Raw genomic sequence first — 18,465 nt, forward strand, 5'->3', positions numbered from 1 at the left:
GCGCCGACGCCGCGCGCCCGTGGCTCAGAACTTGTAAGAGATCCCGACGAACGTGATGAGCGGATCGGCCTTCAGCTTCGTGCGCGTCGTCGCGAGCGTCGTGCCGTCGGCAGCCTTGATGACGAGCGACGAGTACGTCTTGAGCGGCATGTACGACAGCGTCGCCGTCAGCGCCCAGCGCTTGGCGAACGCATAGCTCGCACCGATGTTGTAGACCGGCGTGAACGACGACGACGCCTTCCCCTCGACCGACGTCGGCCCCGGCTTGCCGGCGCCCGCTGCGAGCACGCTGCCGAGGTTGTCGTTGACGTCCTTTGCGAAATTGCCGTTGAGCTCGATGTTAGAAAACCAGCTATATGCGACGCCGATGCCGACGAACGGCCGGAACTTCGCCGTCGGCGAATTGAAGTAGTAGTTCAGGATGATCGTCGGACTCCACTGCCGCGCGTTTTTCACGGCAGGCTGATTCGCCGGATTGCCGAGATCGACGCTGCCGAGCGAGCCCGACGGACCAGGCGGCTTGATGACGCCGTGGCCCGTCAGCGCGAACTCCGGCGGAATCCCAAGCACGGACGTCACCGCGATGTGGTCGGTGAAGAAGTACGTGAACGTGAGGCCCACCGTGTCCGCGTTGTTGACCGTCAGGCTCGTGCCCGGCGACGTGAACGAGCCGGGCAGCCGCAGCGGGCCGTTGATCGGCGAATTGACGACGTTGGTGGTAAGGCCGTTGCTCGAGTCCTGCGGCATCACGTGGAGCCAGCCGAGCGTCGCGACCGTGTCGCCCGCCTGCTGCGCGAAAGCGCCCGTCGATGCACCTGCAACGACGCACGCTGCAATCAGCTTCTTCATGAAGTCTCCTGATACTCCGATCGGGCGACGCGGGCCCGCGGGCCACGCGTCGCCGTATGTCTCCTGTTTCGCGCGACGCTCACTGCACGAACGCGCCCACCGTGAAGTACGGGTTGTTGACGTCGCTCATGTCGAGGAAACCGAATACGCCGCCCGTGAAGATGAACTTGCCGGTGGACGGTCCCGACGCCGCATTCGTCTGGACCGTCGTGACGACGCCCGGCACGGCCTGCGTGTAGTCGAGATTGAGCGCGCGCGTGAGCGCGACCTGCGACGCATGGAACGGATCGAGCAGCGTCGCCTGCGTGCCGACGAGTGCGGTCGCGCGATAATCGAACAGGCTGTCGACGCCCGTGTATTCGCCGTCCTGCGAACCCAAGGCGATCGCCTGCTGCGGACTCAGCATCGAGATCCCGGATTCGTCGTCCGCAACGGGCGCGCCTTGCGTCAGATCGGAATTCGCCGCGCCGGTGCGAATGAAGATGGGCACCAGCTGGTTGCGCAGCTTGCCGACGATCAGGATGCCCTTGCCCGCCTTCGTTGGATCGAGCGACGCCAGCGTCGCCGGGATCTGCGGCTGATAGTTGAGCGACTCGAACACCGGTGCATCGGCGCGCAGCGTCAGCTTCTGATTGACGGTCGCGCTCGACGCGAGCGGCTGCCCGCCGTTCTTCTTGCCGAAGTTGTCGGTCTCGACGTACGTACCGTCCGCATTGATCGTGACCTTCGCGTCGATCGCCGCTTGCATGAAATTCTGCGACGGCACCTGGTGATAGCCGAGCTGGTTGTAGTTGCCCGCGATCTTCGAAAGATCGGTCTCCTGATCGGAGAAGCTGATGAACGGATAGTACGGGAACGTCGTCTTCGGAATCCGGCCGACGCCGATCACGCCGTCGAACTCGATCGTCGCGCCGGGAATCGCGCCGCCCAGCACGCCCTCGCCGAGAAACACGCGCGCCGGACGGTTCGGATCGAGGCTCGCGTCGTTCAGCCGGAACGTGCACTGGTTGAGCTTCTCGGTCGGAAGACCTGTCTCGTCCGTCAGCGTCCCGGTCACGACGTTGTTGGGCGGCGTATCGCGCGTCGGCTGCACGGTGCCCGCCGCCGGCACCGGCGACGCGAGATACGTGATCTGAAACGTCATCTTCGTCGTGTCGAGTTGCACACGAACGAGCTCACCGGAGCCGGAGCCGCCCGTAAACACGGTGTTGTAATCGATGGTCTTCGGACAGAGCCGGACGACGGGCGCGGGCGGCGGATCGTCACCGCCGCCGCAGGCGGTCAGGGCGGAAGCCAATACGGCGACGGCCAGCGATTTTCTCCAATGCATAGGAATCCTCGATATCTTGAAGTCTGCGGCGGCGCGCTGTGCGCCGCCGCGATGTCATCTGTTACTGAACGAACGCGCCGACCGTGAAGAACGGGTTGTACTGACTGTTGTTGACGACCATCCCGTACACGTTGCCGACCTTGATGAGCCAGCCGGAGTCGCCTTTCCTGAAGATCGCGACCGTACCCGCGCTGCCTTGCGCATTGAAGTCGCGCGTCGCCGTCACCTTGATCTTGCCGGGCGTCGTCTGCGTGTAGTCGAGCGAGAACTGCGAGCTCACTGACGACGTCATCGGATCCAGGAACGCCGCGGTCGCGCCCTGGAACAGCGTCGACGTATAGTTCGCCGCGAGCGTCGACACGGCCGAGCCGTCCGTGCAGTTGCCGGCGGACGGGTAGAAGAACCCGTCGTGATACGTGCCGGGCAGTTCCGGATGAGGCACCGTGTTGTCGAATGCCGAGCCGCTGTTGGCGGGTGCGTTCGAATTGCCGCCGAAGCTCACGACGCCGCACGCGACCGCGCTCGTCGCGCCGATGTAACCGCCTTGCAGCGAGTTCGCGGCTATCGCCGTAACGGGCGCGAGCACCGAGATGCCGATCTCCGCATCCGCTACCGATCCGAGCGGATTACTCGCGTCGACGTTCGCGTAGCCGACGCGAATGACGACGGGCACGAGTTGGCCGTTGAGCTTGCCGACGATCATCACGCCTTGCGCCTGGCTCGGCGTCAGGATCACGAGCGGCTGCCCCTGCCCCGCGGACGGATACGGCTGACTCGGTTGCGGGTGACTCACGAACACGTTGTCGGGCGTGCCGTCCGCGTTCGTCCGCAGCGTCCAGGGCGTGCCGGTCGTGCGGCACGAGTAGTCGCTGCCCGGCGTGATCGTGCACGAACCGTCCGCATTGAGCGTCTGTGTCCAGTTCACGACATCCGGCTGCCAGCCTTGCGGCGCGGCCATCTGGAACGACGTGCCCGTCGGCTGCAGGTGCACGCCGACCTCGTTGTAGACACCGGCCACTTTCGCGAAGTCCGTTTCGGTGTCCGTAAAGCCGATGAACGGATAGAAATCGAAGGCGCGCGACGGCACCTTGCCGATCGTCAAGCCCGGAAACAGTTCCAGGCCGGAGAACGCGATCGTCGCACCGGGAATCCCGCCGCCCACAACGCCCATGCCGACGAACAGCATCGGCGGATCGGCTTGATTGATCGTCACCGAGTACGCACCATCGCTCGTCGCGCCGTTGTCCAGCACGAACGCGCAACGGTTCTGCTCGGCGGTGGGCAGACCAGTCGCGTTGTGGAATGTGCCGTTGATCGTGAGGCCGGTGCGCGTGTTGTTGATCTGCCCCGCGGACGTCGGCACCGACGACGCGATGAATTGCATCTGATAGGTCTTCTTCGTCGTGTCGAACTTGACCTTCACGTATTCGCCGCTGCCCGACCCGCCCGTGTACGTCGTCGAGTAATCGAGGGCATCGGGGCACAGCTTCGTCACCGTGGGCGGCGTCGTGCTCGGTCCGCTCGGCGGACACGAGCTGCCCGAGCATTGCCCGACCTGAATCGGGCCGGGATCGTCCCCGCCTCCGCAGCCGGCAAAGAACGGCATCGCAACGACCACACACGACAGCACGGTCGCACGAAGATTAGGAATACAAAACATCACCCCTCCTTTTTTGGTCCAACCCGGTCTCGTCCGACGTGGCTTCATCGCTCGCCGGCTGGTTGGTATCTCGGCGTCGCCGACAGGCGACGCGGCGATTCTGGGCGCTTGGCCGCGAGCATGCGGTCAATGCGCATTTGGCTCGCAGGATTCAATGCGCGCGCCGATTCGCGGCGCGGCATGATAATGCGGCGCCCTCAAGCGGAAATTGAATGAAAATCGACGGCTAATTAGCGATGCGATTGCGCAGGAAAGCAATGCGCGTGACGACTGCCCGTACGGGAATTTGAAAAAACGGCTGCTCCGCTGACCCCTCGTATGTGCGTATCATCTTCGGTCTCCGTAAGTACGCTCGTAGTTATCATGCTGCTTTATTTGCCATGACTATGATCCGATGAATGGGGTATGTAAACCGATACATGATTCCAAACATCCGAGCCCGATCAAACCTCGACCGTTCAGTGCTCCCGACGTTGTTTCAAACGTCATACCAGGCAATGTCAAATTCCGATCGAACAGCTTTCGCGTCGCTTTCTCTCAAGCATGATGAATGACGCGGCGCACCAAAGCAACCCTTTCCTTGCTTTTCGCTCGTTTCACACGGCAGAGGAAACAATGGCAATGATTCGATTCGCTTGAAAAAGCATCAGTCGAGAATAAAAATCACATCGCGCCGGCATTTATTTTCTCGATATTGCGCGATGCCGATTTCGCCCGATTGAGCGCTCGCGATCGTTCAGGCGCTCACGTTGCCCTGCCGGGCGTCATAAGCCGTCCGCGCATCGAGCACGGCATCGAAGTGCGTTTCCGCCCACACGATGATCGGCGAGATCGAACGCGCGAGCGTATGGCCGAGCGGCGTGAGCGCATATTCGACCGACACCGGCACTGTCGCGTAGACGGTGCGCGCAACGAGCCCGTCCCGCTCGAGCCGCTTGAGCGTTTGCGACAACACTTTCTGCGACAGGCCCTCGACATGCCGCAGCAGCGTATTGAAACGCAGCGGCTGATGTGACAGCAGCGCCAGGATCAGGACGGTCCATTTGTCCGCGATGCGATCGAGCACGAGCCGCGTCGGACATTCCGACGCATACACGTTGCCTTTGCGTGGCGCGTCGAGAAGCGAAGGTTTCCTCTCGGTAATCTGCTCACCTTTTGGTGCGTTCTTCCCCATCGTTGCCATCCAGTCTATAGTTTCTTCTGGTAACTACCTGTATTACAGATACTAGCACCGTTTGCACGGCGGTCCATTTCCATGTCGCCATGCGCGTCGACTCGCGACATCCATGCTTCGAGGAAACCGGCAACATCGCCGGCCGCGCGTCGATCCATCGATTCGTTTTGCTAACTTTCCAAGCGAGGTGACTCATCCAGATACCGATCCGACGATACCGTCCTGCCTCGGCGACGCCGCATCGCTTGCTCTGGCGTCGCATTCACAACACCAAGACTCTCAGGGAATCCTTCATGTCCTTACGCTCTCTCGTGGCGCTCGCTGCCGCAGCCGCCTCGATGTTCGGTGCGAGCCTCGCTCATGCCGCAGGCGCCGGCGCGCCGCTTCAGATCGATGTCTACAACCCCGGCGAAAAGAGCCTTTTTCCGGTCTCGTCCGAGATCGTCACCGGCAAGACCGGCACGATCCTCATCGACGCGCAGTTCCAGCGCAACGACGCCGAGGCGCTCGTCAACAAGATCAAGGCGACCGGCAAGCCGCTCAAGCTCGTCTACGTGAGCCACAGCGATCCGGACTATTACTTCGGACTCGACACGATCAAGGCTGCCTTCCCGGACGCGAAGATCGTCGCGACGCCGCAAACGGTCGCCGCGATCCAGGCGAACAAGGACGACAAGCTCGCGTACTGGGGGCCGATCCTGAAGGACAATGCGCCGCGTTCGCTCGTCGTGCCGCAGCCGCTCAAAGGCGACAAGCTGACGCTCGACGGCCACGAGCTGCGCATCGTCGGCCTCGACGGTCCATCGCCCGATCGCACGTTCGTGTCGATCCCGTCCGCGCACGCGATCGTCGGCGGCATTCCGGTCGCAGCGAACATCCATGTGTGGATCGCCGATACGCAGACGCCGGAATCGCGCCGCAACTGGATCAAGACACTCGACCGGATCGCAGCGCTTCATCCGAAGCTCATCGTGCCCGGCCACTACCTCGCGAATCCGGACGGCAGCGAGCCATACACGCCCGCATCGGTGAAGTTCACGCGCGACTACCTGGTCGCGTTCGAAACGGAAGCTGCGAAAGCGAGAAATTCCGCAGAACTGATCGCCGCGATGAAGGCGCGTTATCCGAACCTCGCCGACGCGTCGTCGCTCGAGATGAGTGCGAAGGTCATCAAGGGCGAGATGCAGTGGCCCGTCGTCGGCACGGCGTCCGCATTTCCGGCCGCGGGCAAGAAGGCGCTCGTGCAGTTTGGCGACATCGGCTTTCGCCTCGACTTCAAGGACGACCACACGATGACGTTCACCGGCACGTCCGGCCAGTACCAAGGCTCGACCGATACCGTCGAATACAAGGCGACGCAGATCCGGCCGCAGGTGTTCATGGTCTATTGGCACGAGCCGAAGAGCGGCGACAACGTCGTGCACGTCGAGGATTTCGAGAACGGCGTCGTCCATACGAACATCGCGCATCGCAACGGCGAGTTCCAGCACCTGAAGGGAACGATCCGCATCGAAGACGTGAAGTAACGCAGTGCGGCAAATGCGCCGCTCCGGTTCGCCGCCGCGCCGGAGCGGCGCTTCGTCGTGCCGGCGGATCGCATTGGACGGGCAAGGCGCGCACCCAAGCCGTCGAGCGCGCCGCCATCGCGTACACACCGTGCATCGCTCGGATGCAAATCTAGTATTCTGGATTTTATTCCAATATACTGGATCGCATGGACGTCAATCAACTGATCGCGCGCCGCGTGCGCGCACTCCGCGATCTGCGCGGCTATTCGCTCGACGCGCTCGCCGAGCGCAGCAAGGTCAGCCGCTCGAACATCTCGCTCATCGAACGCGCGCAGAGCAGCCCGACGGCCGTCGTGCTCGAGCGGCTCGCCAACGCGCTCGGCGTGTCGCTCGCGTCGCTGTTCGAGGACGATCGCGCTGCGCAGGCGGCGTCGCCGCTGTCCCGCGCCACCGAACAGCCGGTCTGGAAGGATCCGGCGTCGGGCTACGTGCGCCGCAGCCTGTCGCCCGCGGCGCCGTCGCCGCTGCAACTCGTCGAGGTGAAGTTCCCGCCCGGCGGGCGCGTCGCGTACGACACCGGCGAGCGCCACGCGGACTTTCATCAGCAAGTCTGGATGCTCGAAGGAGAAATGGACATCACGAACGGCGACGACACGTGGCGCATCACCGCCGGCGACTGTCTCGCGATGCGTCTCGATCGTCCGACCGTCTTCTTCAATCCGGGCCGCAGGGCCGCGCGCTACGTCGTCGCGCTCGCCGCGGCGCCCGCGATTCGCACGGGGAGAATCGAATGAACGACTCGATCGACGTGCGGTGCGTCGGGCCGAATGAAGCGATCGCATGCGTCGACGCGCTGTCCGACGTGCTGATCGATTGCGTCGAAGGCGGCGCGTCGGTGAGCTTCATGGCGCCGCTCGCGCGAGACAAGGCGCGCGCGTTCTGGCGCGACGTCGCCGACGGCGTTGCGTGCGGCGATCGCACGCTGCTCGTCGCCGAAGACGCCGACGGCCGCATCGTCGGCACCGTGCAGATGATCACGCGCTTGCCGGAAAACCAGCCACATCGCGCGGACGTCGCGAAGATGCTCGTGCATCGCGATGCGCGGCGACGCGGTGTCGCGCAGCGCTTGCTCGCCGCGCTCGACGATGTCGCACGCGCAGCCGGCAAGACCGTCCTCGTGCTCGACACCGTGACGGGCAGCGACGCGGAACGGCTTTACCGGCGCGCGGGATGGCAGCGCGTCGGCGTCGTCCCGCAGTACGCGCTGATGCCGGACGGCGCGCCGTGCGCGACGACGTTCTTCTACAAGCAGGTCTGAGCCTCGGCGCGCGCCGTCTCTTCGGCGCACGGGCCGCGCATACCGCGCCGGCCCCCGCATGCCGGCGCTCGGCCGCTATCTTTCGCTTGCCCAGCGGCTCCGCCGTGCCTTAAGCTCGCCGTTTCGGCCGTTTCGTCTGCAGATTGAGCCACATGCTGCGCATGCCGCATGCCGAAATGCGCGCGACGTCGGCGCAACGCCATCGAAACGCGCGCCGCCCGATTCGCCCTTGGACGCATCGCCGACGAGCCGATCTGGCGTTCCCACGACGAGCGACATTCCATGACGGTCAGCCCCACTCTCGCCTTCATCGTCACCTGCCTCGGCTTCGGCTTCATCCCGGGCCCGGCGCTGTTGCAAACGGTCTCGCTGACGCTGCAGCACGGCCGACGCGCGGGCGTGCTGTCGGCGCTCGGCATCCATCTCGGCGCGTTCTTCCAGATCTGCGCCGTGGCGATCGGCGCGGTCGTCGTGCTCGGTACGTCGCCGTGGCTCTATCACGCGCTGCGCGTCGCGGGCGGCGCGTACCTGATCTGGCTCGGCATCCAGCGCATCCGCACGCGGCCCGGCGAAGACCACGCACCGTCCGCCGTGCCGAAGAACGTGATCTCGTCGAGCGCGCTCATCGAGGCGTCGAACCCGAAGTCGGCGCTGTTCTATCTGTCGTTCCTGCTGCAGTTCGTCGATCCGTCCGCATCGCTCGACGTCGGCTGGCAGCTCTTCCTGCTCGGCGCATGCGCAAACCTGCTGTTCTCGCTCGCCGACCTGACCTGCATCGCGCTCGCGCATCCGCTACGCAAGAACGCGGCGCCGGGTGGCGCGGCGATGACCGTCGGGCGCTATCTCGCAGGCGCGCTCTTCGTCGCGCTCGGCGTCGTCGCGATCGTCGAGCGTTGACGCGGGGTCGAGCGAGCGATCGACGCGTCGCGTCTCTTCGCGCATCGTCGCGGACATCGGGACGCCGCGCCTTGGGTTCTCCACGCATGCGCCCGCCTCGGCGATTTCTTCATGACGTCGGGCAGCCGCGCCTTCCGCCTGCATGACCGGCGACGAGCGTGCGGCACCCGACAGTGTCGCCACCGCGCGACGTACAAAAATAGACAGCAACAAGTAATACATATGCAATTATTCGCTGCGACGATCGCATCCCGGCCGGCATCCGCCGCGCGGCGCGCGTCACCTGCTCGGGCGCGCGGGCGCGAACCGCCCGCCGCCGACACATCCCTTTCCCTTGGCTTGGTTTCGTTTCACAGGATCGACGACATGTCCTTCAAGCGCTCGTTCGCTTTCCCCCTCGTCGCATTCGCGAGCGCCGCGGCGCTCGCGCTTGCCGCCTGCGGCGACGACGACCCCGACTACACGCCGCCGATCTCGGCGAAGGTGCAGGTGGTCGGCCATCGCGGCGCGAGCGCGCTGCGTCCCGAACACACGCTCGCGTCGTACCGGAAGGCGATCGAGGACGGCGCGGACGTGATCGAGCCCGACCTCGTGTCGACGCGCGACGGCGTGCTCGTCGCGCGCCACGAGAACGAGATCTCGGGCACGACGAACGTGTCGGCGCTGCCGCAGTTCGCAAGCCGCAAGACGACGAAGACGATCGACGGCGCTCAGCTCACCGGCTGGTTCACCGAGGACTTTACGCTCGTCGAGCTGAAGACGCTGCGCGCGCGCGAGCGCATCCCGCAGTACCGTTCGGCGAACACCGCGTACGACGATCAGTTCGAGATCCCGACGTTCGACGAGATCGTCGCGCTCGCGAAGCAGATGTCCACGCAGGTCGGCCGCACGATCCACATCTATCCGGAGACGAAGCATCCGACCTACTTCCAGTCGATCGGCCTGCCGCTCGAGGACCGCCTCGTCGACGCGCTGCGCAAGGACGCATATACCGCGCGCGACGCGACCATCTACATCCAGTCGTTCGAAGTCGCGAACCTGAAGGCGATCCGCAACCGGATCGGATCGAGCCAGCCGAATTGGAAGCTCGTCCAACTGATGGACGAGCCGAAGCAGCGTCCGTACGACTTCGTGAAGGCGGGCGACACGCGCACGTACGGCGACCTGTCGACGCAGCGCGGCATGCGCCAGATCGCGGCATATGCGAACGCGGTCGGGCCGTACAAGACGTCGATCATTCCGGTCGGCAGCGACGGCGCGCTGCAGCAGCCGACTCAATACGTGCGCCATGCGCACGAAGCGGGGCTGCTCGTGCATCCGTACACGTTCCGGCCAGAGAACAACTTCCTGCCGGCATCGCTGAAAGACGGCGGCGCGCCGAGCGCGCGCAACACGGCGGGTTCGGTGCGCGAGATCCAGGCGTACCTGCGCGCGGGCATTGACGGCTTCTTCACCGACGATCCCGCAGTCGGCCGCACGGCCGTCGATACGTTCCGCCGGTAAGCATCCGCGTGCGGGCCGCGCGAGCCGCCGCGGCCCGCACGTGAACGAGAAGCCGCCTGTCAGCAACCGGCAGGAAGACGCCTCACAGCGCGCTTACAATGCTGCCTCCCACCCTTCGGAGGCATCGCCCATGACTCATGGCCTGCACGGCCCGAAGCGCTGGTATGCGCTCGTCGTTCTCTGCCTGGGCGTGCTGATGATCGTGCTCGACTCGACGATCGTCAACGTCGCGCTGCCGTCGATCGGCGCGGACCTGCACTTCTCCGAAACCGCGCTCGTCTGGATCGTGAACGCCTACATGCTGACGTTCGGCGGCTGCCTGCTGTTGGGCGGCCGGCTCGGCGACCTGTACGGCCATCGCCGGATGTTCCTCGCCGGCTTGACGCTCTTCACGCTCGCGTCGCTCGCGTGCGGGCTCGCGCAGACGCAGGTCGTGCTGATCGCCGCGCGCGCGGTGCAGGGACTCGGCGGCGCGGTCGTGTCGGCCGTCGCGCTGTCGCTCATCATGAATCTCTTCACCGAGCCGGGCGAACGCGCGAAGGCGATGGGCGTCTACGGCTTCGTCTGCGCGGGCGGCGGCAGCCTCGGCGTGCTGCTCGGCGGCTTCCTCACGAGCACGCTCGGCTGGCACTGGATCTTCCTCGTCAATCTGCCGATCGGCGTCGCCGTCCATGCGCTGTCCGCCGCGCTGCTGCCGAAGGTGCGCGCGCAGGCGGCCGTCGCGCGGCTCGACGTCGCCGGCGCCGCCACCGTCACGGCTTCGCTGATGCTTGCCGTCTACGGCGTCGTCAACGGCAACGAGGCCGGCTGGCTGTCGACGCAGACGATCGCGCTCCTTGGCGGCGCGGCCGCGCTCTTCGCGGCGTTCGTCGCAATCGAGGCGCGCGTCGCGCATCCATTGATGCCGCTTGCGCTCGTCGCGAAGCGCAATGTCGCGGTCGCGAACGCGATCGGCGTGCTGTGGGCGGCCGCGATGTTCGCGTGGTTCTTCCTGTCCGCGCTCTACATGCAGCGCGTGCTCGGCTACGGACCGCTCGAGGTCGGCCTCGCGTTCCTGCCCGCGAACCTCATCATGGCCGCGTTCTCGCTTGGCCTGTCCGCAAAGATCGTGATGCGCTTCGGCATCCGCGGCCCGATCGCCGCCGGGCTCCTCGTCGCCGCGCTCGGCCTCGCGCTCTTCGCGCGCGCGCCCGCCGGCGGCGGCTTCGTCGCACACGTGCTGCCCGGCATGGCGCTGTTGGGCGTCGGTGCGGGCGTCGCGTTCAATCCGATGCTGCTCGCCGCGATGAGCGACGTCGCGCCGAGCGATTCGGGGCTCGCGTCGGGCATCGTCAATACGTCGTTCATGATGGGCGGCGCGCTCGGCCTCGCGGTGCTCGCAAGCCTTGCATCCGCACGCACCGGCACGCTCGTCGCCGCGCACGCGCCGCTGCCGATCGCGCTCAACGGCGGCTATCACGTCGCGTTCGCATGCGGCGCGGTGTTCGCCGCGGCGGCCGCGGGCTTCGGCGTCGCGCTGCGCATCCGTGCGCAGCCAAACGCCGGAGCCGAACCGCGGGGCGCTGTGCATTGAGCGGCGCAGACGCGCGACCGGCACCGCCGGCGCACGTCGTTCTCGACAGCCCGCGCAGCCGCGCGTTGCGCCGCGCACGTTCGCCGGCGACCGCGAGCAACCGCGCAATACCGTCGCGTCGCTCGCGGCTCACGATCCGGCGCCGGCCGCATCACCCGGCGGCGGCGCGCGTCCGCCGCCCCTCTTCCCACCCGTTCGCGCATCGCGCGCTTGGCCGTTGCAGCCGCTCTCGGTTGCCCGACGCCCCGCTTCGAATCCTTCCCGGTCCTTTTGTGCTTTTCCGCATCGATCCGCGAGTTTTGCGACAATAGCAAACTTACTTCGCGCCGTTACTTTCAAACGCCTAACACCCTCCGCCGATGCCGTTGCTTCATATCGATCCGCTGTATTCCCTGTCCGGCCTCTTCGTCGGTTTTCTCGTCGGCTTGACGGGCGTAGGCGGCGGCTCGCTGATGACGCCGATCCTCGTCCTCCTGTTCAACGTCCATCCGGCGACCGCGGTCGGCACCGATCTGCTGTACGCGGCGCTCACGAAGGCGACCGGCACGTTCGTGCACGGACTCAAGGGTACGGTCGAATGGCGGATCACCGGGCGCCTGGCGGCAGGCAGCGTGCCCGCCGCCGCAGTCACGCTGTGGTTCCTGCATTCGCACGGCATGCACTCGCAGGAAACGAGCCGGATGATCCAGTTCGTGCTCGGCGCCGCGCTGCTGCTCACGTCGCTGTCGCTGCTGTTCCGCCCGCAGCTCGCCGCGTTCGCCGCGCGGCGCACGCGCGCGCTCCCGCCGAGCCCGACGCGCACGCTCGCCGCGACCGTGCTCACGGGCGCCGTGCTCGGCGTGCTCGTGTCGCTGACGTCGGTCGGCGCGGGCGCGATCGGCGTGACGGTCCTGCTGCTGCTGTACCCGACGCTCTCGACGACCCGCATCGTCGGCTCCGACATCGCTCATGCGGTTCCGCTCACGCTCGTCGCGGGCGTCGGACACTGGATGCTCGGTTCGGTCGACTGGTCGATACTGGTGTCGCTGCTGATCGGCTCGGTGCCCGGCATCGTCGCTGGCAGCCATCTGTCGACGCGCGCGCCCGAAGGGCTGCTGCGCCGGATTCTCGCGACGACGCTCGTCGCGGTCGGCGCGAAGCTCGTGCTGTCCTGATCGCATCGCGCGCGTCGAACGCGCGTTTCGCGCGCCGCATTCTCCCTCGTCCCCGCCACGCTCCGACGCGGCCCTCCACCCGCCGGGCGACCGCCCTAAAAAAACGCCTCGCGAGCGCATTGCTCCCGCGAGGCGAAGATCGCCGCGAAGCCACCGTTCACGACACCCGGGCCCGCCGCCGCCGAGCGACGATGGCGGGCGGCCCGGCCGGGAACGGCTAGCCCCGCATTACTGCCCCTGCTGTTGCTGCTGCTTCATCTGCAGCGCCTTCTGCTGACGCAGCAGCACGCGTCGCAGCGCCGTGCGATCCGCGAGGATGCCGTCGTAGAACGTGGCGAGATCCGACTTCATCGCGATCCGCGAATGATCGTTCAGATAGATCATGTGGCCGGACGGATAGTTCTTCACGGTCAGGTTCGCCGCCTTGAGCGACGGATCGAGCGGCATCTGCTGCAGCGTGAGCTCGGTCTGGTGGAACGGCGTCACCGCGTCGAAGTAGCCGTTCGCCGACAGCACCTTGAGGTCCGGGTTCAGGCTCATCGTCGCCGCGAGGTCGCCCGCCGTGTACAGCGTATTGCCGCCGCCGCGATTCGCGCCCGTCGGATCCGTGTGGCTGAAGTCCCAGTTGTTGAACACCTGGTCGTTCAGATCGACGAACGACGACGTCGACACGTACTTCAGGTCGTTGTTGATGTAGTCGTTCCACAGCACCGTGTACGCGCCGCCGATGTTGCTGATCGACGGATCGTTGCTGCCCGAGTTCGGCAGGATGTACGGCGCGATGCCCTTGCCCGTGTAGTTCGCGCGTCCGTCGTACTGGCCGATCTGGATGCCCGGTACGAGCGTCAGGAAGAACGTGTACGGCGGGTTGTCGTCCGACGACGGCACGTTGCCGAGCGCGGCCGGATTGCCGAACGTCTGGATCAGCGAGACGGGATCGGTGCCGATGTACGCGCCCATCTGCTGCGCGGCCGCGAGGTTCAGGTTCAGCCGCACGTTGACGAAGCCGCCGTCCTGCGGATTCGGCGCCTGCGCGAGCGGCGTGAGCACGTTGTCCGCGTAGCTGCGCGCCTGCACCATGTACGCGTCGAGATCGGTCGGTTTCGGGCTGACGGTCGTCTTGTTCCAGTAGAACGCATCGGCCGCGAGCGTCGGGAAGATGCCGATCGCGCTCACCGCGTTCGCATAGTCGAGGATCGACGACTGCAGCGTGACCCCGTTGAGCTCGATGCCGTCCTCATGCAGCACCCACGACGTCACTGCGCTGCGGACAGTGCCGTACGACTCGCCGAACAGGAACTTCGGCGAGTTCCAGCGCGCGTACTTCGTCAGGTAGCGCTGGATGAAGCGGTCGATCGAGTGCGCGTCCTGGTCGACGCCCCAGAAGTCCTTGTTCTTCGCCGGTGCGATCGCGGCCGAATAGCCGGTGCCGACCGGGTTGATGAACACGAGGTCCGAGCGGTCGAGAAGGCTTTCCGGGTTGTCGCGCAGCCGATACGGCGCGGGCGGCGTGAAGTTCGGGAACGACGACTGCAGGCGCTTCGGCCCGAACGAGCCGAGCAGCAGGTAGACCGACGACGAGCCCGGGCCGCCGTTGTAGAAGAACGTGACGGGGCGCGGCTTCTTCGGATCGGGATTGTCGAGCGTGTACGCGACGTAGAACATCTTCGCGTTCGGCTTCGACGTGATCGGGTCGATCGTCACGAGGTGGCCGGCCGTCGCCGTGTAGGTGAGAATCTGGTCGCCGATCTTCGCCTGCCGGTGAACGACCGATGCGCCTTCCGTCGCATCCGTCACCGCATCGTTCGGGCCGGTGCCGTAGATGTCGTTGTCGAGGTACGGCTGATCTGGCGGTAGCGCGGCGTTGCTCGTCGCGTCGGTGGCGGTCGTGGCGTTCGCGGATGTCGCCGTGTTCGCGACGTTCGCGGCCGCGAGCGACGGGCTGCCGCCACCGCCGTCATCGCCGCCGCAAGCGGCGACGAGCAGTGCGGCAAGGGCGGCGGCGACGACCGGCCGTGCCGCCCTGCCCAACCTGAGCGCGAAACCGTCTTTCAAGGACTTCTGTATCTTCATTATTGCCCTCTCGAATAGAACGATAAATTCCGCCGATTGAAACGGATGATTTCATCGACGCTCCGCACTAGGAATGCGACCGTTATGCGACGCGCACTCCGAGCATTTTCGCCATGCGCAGCATTAGCTGCATGGCATTATTTACCCGCTCGAATTTCCGGCTTGACGCACTGGAATCAATTCCAGAATAAAATCGGCGATCGAAATGCCGATCGCGCGGGACGCCCCCTGCGCTCCGAGTAGACAAGACCGCCCCTGCGCGCAGCCAGGTTGCCGCACGCATTATTTTTTCGAAGAAAACAATCCTCACTCGATTTTCGAATAATCATCGACCGGCAATTCCATTCGATTTTTTCGAAAACCAAAAATGATTTTGAAAGGATTATTTAACGAATCGGAAATATATTAGTCGCATGTATTTTTTAAAAATACGAGCAAATACCGGCGCATATTAGAAGCGCCCGACCACAACGTAAAGTAAGAATTTGTTACAGAGAAATCCGGGAATGGCGCCGATGCGGCGAATACGCATCGGCCAATGAAAACGGCCGGCCGCACGTGCGTGCGGGCCGGCCGTCGCGACAGAAAAACGTGCGTCGCGTGCGTCAGAGCGGCACGTCGATCACCCCCGCGTTCACCGTGATCGCATTCGCGCCCGGCGACTGGACGATCGGCGGCAGATTCGCCGTCGTCAGTGCGGGCGCGGCGCCCGGCACGCCGCCGCGCGGCACCGTGCGGATCACCTGCGACGGCGGCAGCGGCGCGCCATTCTTCAGGTGGTTCCACATCAGATTGAGCGCCTGCTCGTCGTAGTAGTGAACGGGCACGAAGCGCGTGTCGAAGCCGGGCGCCGGCAGGAACGCATCGAAGTGCTGGCCGTTCGTCACTTCGTAGAACGATAGCTGGCTCGCGCCGCCCTCGATCGCGCTGTTCTGCGCGACGTACGCGCGCGACGCGTGATTGACCGGCACGAGCGCGTCGCTGCGGCCATGCACGATGATCGCTGGCTTGTGCTGCAGGTTCGCGTTCACGCGCACCGCATCGACGTTCGCCGCGATGCCGAGCTGGCTCGCGGTCCATAGCTGGCGCAGGCACAGCGCGCCCGCAAAGCTCGCGTCCGGCGTCGCGAGCCGGTGGTCGACGCCGGACGCGACGCCGTTGAACACGAGATTGATCCCGTTTGTCGGCGGCACCCCGTTGCCCGCGCCGAACAGGTTCGTCATCGGCGACGTGGCGGGCGCGGCGACGGCGCCCGTCGCCGGGTTCGTCGTCGCGAAGCTGAAGTTGCACAGGTTGTCGCTGACGCGCGATCGCGTGTAGGCGTTCGCATACGTGACCGCAATCGCCGGGATTGCCTGCGAATCCCACATCGGCGCCTGCAGCAGGTCGGAATCAGCGAGATACCCGGCCGCGTGCAGCCGCGCGAGCGCGTCGCTCGCCTGGCTCTGCGTGTCCGCGCCCGAGACGAGCCCGGCCGCCGCGAGCGTCGCGCAGCGCTGGACGCGAATCGACTGCGTGACGCTCGTCGGCAGCGCGCTGAGGTACGGCGCGCCCGTCGCGGCGGTCGCCGCCGCCGCGCACGGCTGCAGCAGGTTCGCGAGCGTCGCGTAATCGGCGAGCGGCCGGCCGAACGACGGCACGGGCGCGCCGCCCTGCTCGACCGTCACGCCGGGCGTCAATCGCACATTGATCTGCGGCTCGCCGACGACGACCGCGGTGATCCAGCCGCGCGTATCCTGCTCGGCCGCCGCGAGCGCCGAACCGCCGCCGTTGCTGACCGAGGCGGCGATCGTCGTGATGTCGCCCGGCCGATAGCGAATGCCGTGGCGCGTGCCGTCGACGACGGGGCCGAGCTGCTCGTTCAGCGCCCAATACGCGAACTCGACCGCCTGCAACGTCACACGTCCCCAGTCCTGCTCGGGATTCTGTTGCGAATGCGCGTGCTTGTACGCGTAGCGGTTCGGAAATGCGCTGTTGAACGCGGCGAGCGCGCTGCTCGATTCGCTCGCGGTGAAGAGGCTCGCGCTGCCGGCGCTCGATGCGCTCGCGAGCGTGCCGTCGATCAGCGTGACGAGGCCCGTGCCGATCTCGTGCGCGCCGTTGCCGCCGCCCTTGTCGTTGTACGCGACCGCGCAGCCGCGCTTCAGGCCCCACTCGCCCGCTGCCGCGATCGCGCCGTACACGCCGCGCGAGCCCGACGCCGTCGCCGTCACGATGCACGGATTCGCCGGATCGAAGCTCGCCGGCACCTGCACGAGCAGCGTGACGTTCTTGCGGCCGCTGCCGTCGTCGGAGTACGCGAGATATTCGGTGCCGGGAATCTTGCCTTCGCCGAGCGTGTCGTTGCCGTCGAGATCGACGTTCGGCCCCCAGAAGCGCCCGTAGCCGCCGTTCGCCGTGATGTCGACGAGCGCGCGATAGTTCGAGTAGATCGCAAGACGCCGCAGCTCCGCCGCGGTCGGCTGCGCCGGATTCACGAAGCCGGGCCGCGTGTCGCTGCCCAAGCCCGTCCTGCCGAGTCCCGCCGTCAGCAGATCGTCGCTGACGCCGTCATAAGCCGTCGTGCGCACGCTGCCCGAAACGAAGTCGGGCAGCACGTTCACCTGTGCGTTGTCGTCGCTGTGGCAGGCGCCGAGCAGCACACTGCCGAAGAGCGCGAGCGCCAGCATCGACGCACGCTTCGATCCGCCCCTGATCGTCGTCATCATCGCCCCCAGTCTGCTTGGTTGGTTCGAATCGCTCGATCGTCGAGCTGCGCGCGCCGAGCCGAAGCCCGGCCGGCGCGCGCGGCGGGCGGCGTCGCTGCGCCGCCCGCCATCGCCTCACTGCGGCTGCACGGACAGCTTGTTGTTGACCGACGCGACGCCCGACACGCCCTTCGCGGCGTCGACGGCCTTGTCGATCTGCGACGCGTCCGGCACTGATCCCTCGAGCGTCACGACGCCGCCCTTCGCACGCACCGTGACGTTCGACACGTTCACGCCGTTCACCTTCGAAATCGCCTTGCGCACCGCATAGCCGAGCTTGCGGTTCGACTGGCGCGCGGCCTTCGCGGCGGCCTTCGACGCGCTCGGCGTGGCGGCGGGCGTGTTCGCGCCGGTCGACTCGGTCGCCGCGCCGCTCGCCTGCGCGAATGCGTTGCCGAAGACAAGCGCCGCGACGATCATGCCTCCGACTGCCTTCGATACGATCGATTTCATGCGTTCTCCTGATTCCGGTGGTTTCGACGGGAACCGCGACTGCGGGCGATGCTCGGTCCGAATGCGGACCGCGATGCGTCGTCGCGCGGCGCCGCATGGCGGCTGCGCGAGATGATGCGGGAAAAGCGCCGGCCGGGAATCGAGCCGGATGCGAACCGGCGCGGCGGGCCGGAACCGAACCCACCGCGCGCCGGGCCGCGTCGCCGCGCCGGAAAGACGTGCGGCA

14 protein-coding genes are annotated in these 18,465 nt (G+C 66.0%); 7 read left to right on the forward strand and 7 right to left on the reverse strand.

Going from position 1 to position 18,465, the window contains the following annotated elements; all coding sequences use genetic code 11:
• Positions 1–24: 24 nt before the first annotated feature.
• From WS69_RS08770 to WS69_RS08785, 4 genes are all read right to left on the reverse strand, one after another.
• On the reverse strand, positions 25–849 hold the full coding sequence (locus WS69_RS08770; RefSeq protein WP_059470390.1) for an OmpW/AlkL family protein: 825 nt from the start codon (positions 847–849) through the stop codon (positions 25–27).
• 79 nt (positions 850–928) lie between these two features.
• Positions 929–2,179, reverse strand: a complete 1,251-nt coding sequence (locus WS69_RS08775) for a DUF2957 domain-containing protein (RefSeq protein WP_059470391.1) — start codon at positions 2,177–2,179, stop codon at positions 929–931.
• Positions 2,180–2,240: 61 nt separating this feature from the next.
• A complete protein-coding gene (locus WS69_RS08780; protein ID WP_059470392.1) occupies positions 2,241–3,839 on the reverse strand; it encodes a DUF2957 domain-containing protein in 1,599 nt (532 codons plus the stop codon).
• Positions 3,840–4,575: 736 nt separating this feature from the next.
• Positions 4,576–5,022, reverse strand: a complete 447-nt coding sequence (locus tag WS69_RS08785) for a winged helix-turn-helix transcriptional regulator (RefSeq protein ID WP_082716052.1) — start codon at positions 5,020–5,022, stop codon at positions 4,576–4,578.
• A 284-nt stretch (positions 5,023–5,306) separates the two neighbouring features.
• Here WS69_RS08785 and WS69_RS08790 point away from each other — a divergent pair, with 284 nt between their 5' ends.
• The 7 genes from WS69_RS08790 to WS69_RS08820 all read left to right on the forward strand — a co-directional run bounded on the left by WS69_RS08790 (position 5,307) and on the right by WS69_RS08820 (position 12,966).
• Entirely contained in the window at positions 5,307–6,539 is a 1,233-nt protein-coding gene (locus tag WS69_RS08790) for a MoaF-related domain-containing protein (RefSeq protein WP_082716053.1), read from the forward strand.
• Between the two features lie 188 nt (positions 6,540–6,727).
• Positions 6,728–7,315, forward strand: a complete 588-nt coding sequence (locus WS69_RS08795; protein WP_059470395.1) for a helix-turn-helix domain-containing protein — start codon at positions 6,728–6,730, stop codon at positions 7,313–7,315.
• On the forward strand, positions 7,312–7,839 hold the full coding sequence (locus WS69_RS08800) for a GNAT family N-acetyltransferase (RefSeq protein ID WP_059470396.1): 528 nt from the start codon (positions 7,312–7,314) through the stop codon (positions 7,837–7,839). Before WS69_RS08795 ends, WS69_RS08800 begins: the two co-directional genes overlap by 4 nt.
• Before the next feature lie 282 nt (positions 7,840–8,121).
• On the forward strand, positions 8,122–8,736 hold the full coding sequence (locus WS69_RS08805; RefSeq protein WP_059470455.1) for a LysE family translocator: 615 nt from the start codon (positions 8,122–8,124) through the stop codon (positions 8,734–8,736).
• 366 nt (positions 8,737–9,102) lie between these two features.
• The gene (locus WS69_RS08810) at positions 9,103–10,239 is read left to right on the forward strand and encodes a glycerophosphodiester phosphodiesterase (protein ID WP_059470397.1); all 1,137 of its coding nucleotides are present in this window, start codon (positions 9,103–9,105) and stop codon (positions 10,237–10,239) included.
• Positions 10,240–10,369: 130 nt separating this feature from the next.
• Positions 10,370–11,812, forward strand: a complete 1,443-nt coding sequence (locus WS69_RS08815) for a DHA2 family efflux MFS transporter permease subunit (protein ID WP_059470398.1) — start codon at positions 10,370–10,372, stop codon at positions 11,810–11,812.
• Between the two features lie 359 nt (positions 11,813–12,171).
• The gene (locus WS69_RS08820; RefSeq protein ID WP_059470399.1) at positions 12,172–12,966 is read left to right on the forward strand and encodes a sulfite exporter TauE/SafE family protein; all 795 of its coding nucleotides are present in this window, start codon (positions 12,172–12,174) and stop codon (positions 12,964–12,966) included.
• A gap of 228 nt (positions 12,967–13,194) precedes the next feature.
• Here WS69_RS08820 and WS69_RS08825 read toward each other — a convergent pair whose 3' ends face one another.
• The 3 genes from WS69_RS08825 to WS69_RS08835 all read right to left on the reverse strand — a co-directional run bounded on the left by WS69_RS08825 (position 13,195) and on the right by WS69_RS08835 (position 18,239).
• On the reverse strand, positions 13,195–15,039 hold the full coding sequence (locus tag WS69_RS08825; RefSeq protein WP_059470400.1) for a S10 family peptidase: 1,845 nt from the start codon (positions 15,037–15,039) through the stop codon (positions 13,195–13,197).
• A gap of 605 nt (positions 15,040–15,644) precedes the next feature.
• Positions 15,645–17,744: a D-(-)-3-hydroxybutyrate oligomer hydrolase gene (locus WS69_RS08830; protein WP_059470456.1), complete on the reverse strand. Its 2,100-nt coding sequence runs from the start codon at positions 17,742–17,744 to the stop codon at positions 15,645–15,647.
• Positions 17,745–17,861: 117 nt separating this feature from the next.
• Positions 17,862–18,239, reverse strand: a complete 378-nt coding sequence (locus WS69_RS08835; RefSeq protein WP_059470401.1) for a BON domain-containing protein — start codon at positions 18,237–18,239, stop codon at positions 17,862–17,864.
• Positions 18,240–18,465 lie beyond the last annotated feature (226 nt).

This window comes from Burkholderia sp. BDU5 (assembly GCF_001522845.1).
Classification (GTDB): Bacteria; Pseudomonadota; Gammaproteobacteria; order Burkholderiales; family Burkholderiaceae; genus Burkholderia; species Burkholderia mayonis.

Bases quoted from the DNA above. Each gene is read 5' to 3' on its own strand.
- WS69_RS08825 (WP_059470400.1), bottom strand. From the start codon at position 15,039: ATGAAGATACAGAAGTCCTTGAAAGACGGTTTCGCGCTCAGGTTGGGC.
- WS69_RS08785 (WP_082716052.1), bottom strand. From the start codon at position 5,022: ATGGCAACGATGGGGAAGAACGCACCAAAAGGTGAGCAGATTACCGAG.
- WS69_RS08780 (WP_059470392.1), bottom strand. From the start codon at position 3,839: ATGTTTTGTATTCCTAATCTTCGTGCGACCGTGCTGTCGTGTGTGGTC.
- WS69_RS08820 (WP_059470399.1), top strand. From the start codon at position 12,172: ATGCCGTTGCTTCATATCGATCCGCTGTATTCCCTGTCCGGCCTCTTC.
- WS69_RS08775 (WP_059470391.1), bottom strand. From the start codon at position 2,179: ATGCATTGGAGAAAATCGCTGGCCGTCGCCGTATTGGCTTCCGCCCTG.
- WS69_RS08810 (WP_059470397.1), top strand. From the start codon at position 9,103: ATGTCCTTCAAGCGCTCGTTCGCTTTCCCCCTCGTCGCATTCGCGAGC.
- WS69_RS08835 (WP_059470401.1), bottom strand. From the start codon at position 18,239: ATGAAATCGATCGTATCGAAGGCAGTCGGAGGCATGATCGTCGCGGCG.
- WS69_RS08830 (WP_059470456.1), bottom strand. From the start codon at position 17,744: ATGACGACGATCAGGGGCGGATCGAAGCGTGCGTCGATGCTGGCGCTC.
- WS69_RS08795 (WP_059470395.1), top strand. From the start codon at position 6,728: ATGGACGTCAATCAACTGATCGCGCGCCGCGTGCGCGCACTCCGCGAT.
- WS69_RS08770 (WP_059470390.1), bottom strand. From the start codon at position 849: ATGAAGAAGCTGATTGCAGCGTGCGTCGTTGCAGGTGCATCGACGGGC.
- WS69_RS08800 (WP_059470396.1), top strand. From the start codon at position 7,312: ATGAACGACTCGATCGACGTGCGGTGCGTCGGGCCGAATGAAGCGATC.
- WS69_RS08805 (WP_059470455.1), top strand. From the start codon at position 8,122: ATGACGGTCAGCCCCACTCTCGCCTTCATCGTCACCTGCCTCGGCTTC.
- WS69_RS08790 (WP_082716053.1), top strand. From the start codon at position 5,307: ATGTCCTTACGCTCTCTCGTGGCGCTCGCTGCCGCAGCCGCCTCGATG.
- WS69_RS08815 (WP_059470398.1), top strand. From the start codon at position 10,370: ATGACTCATGGCCTGCACGGCCCGAAGCGCTGGTATGCGCTCGTCGTT.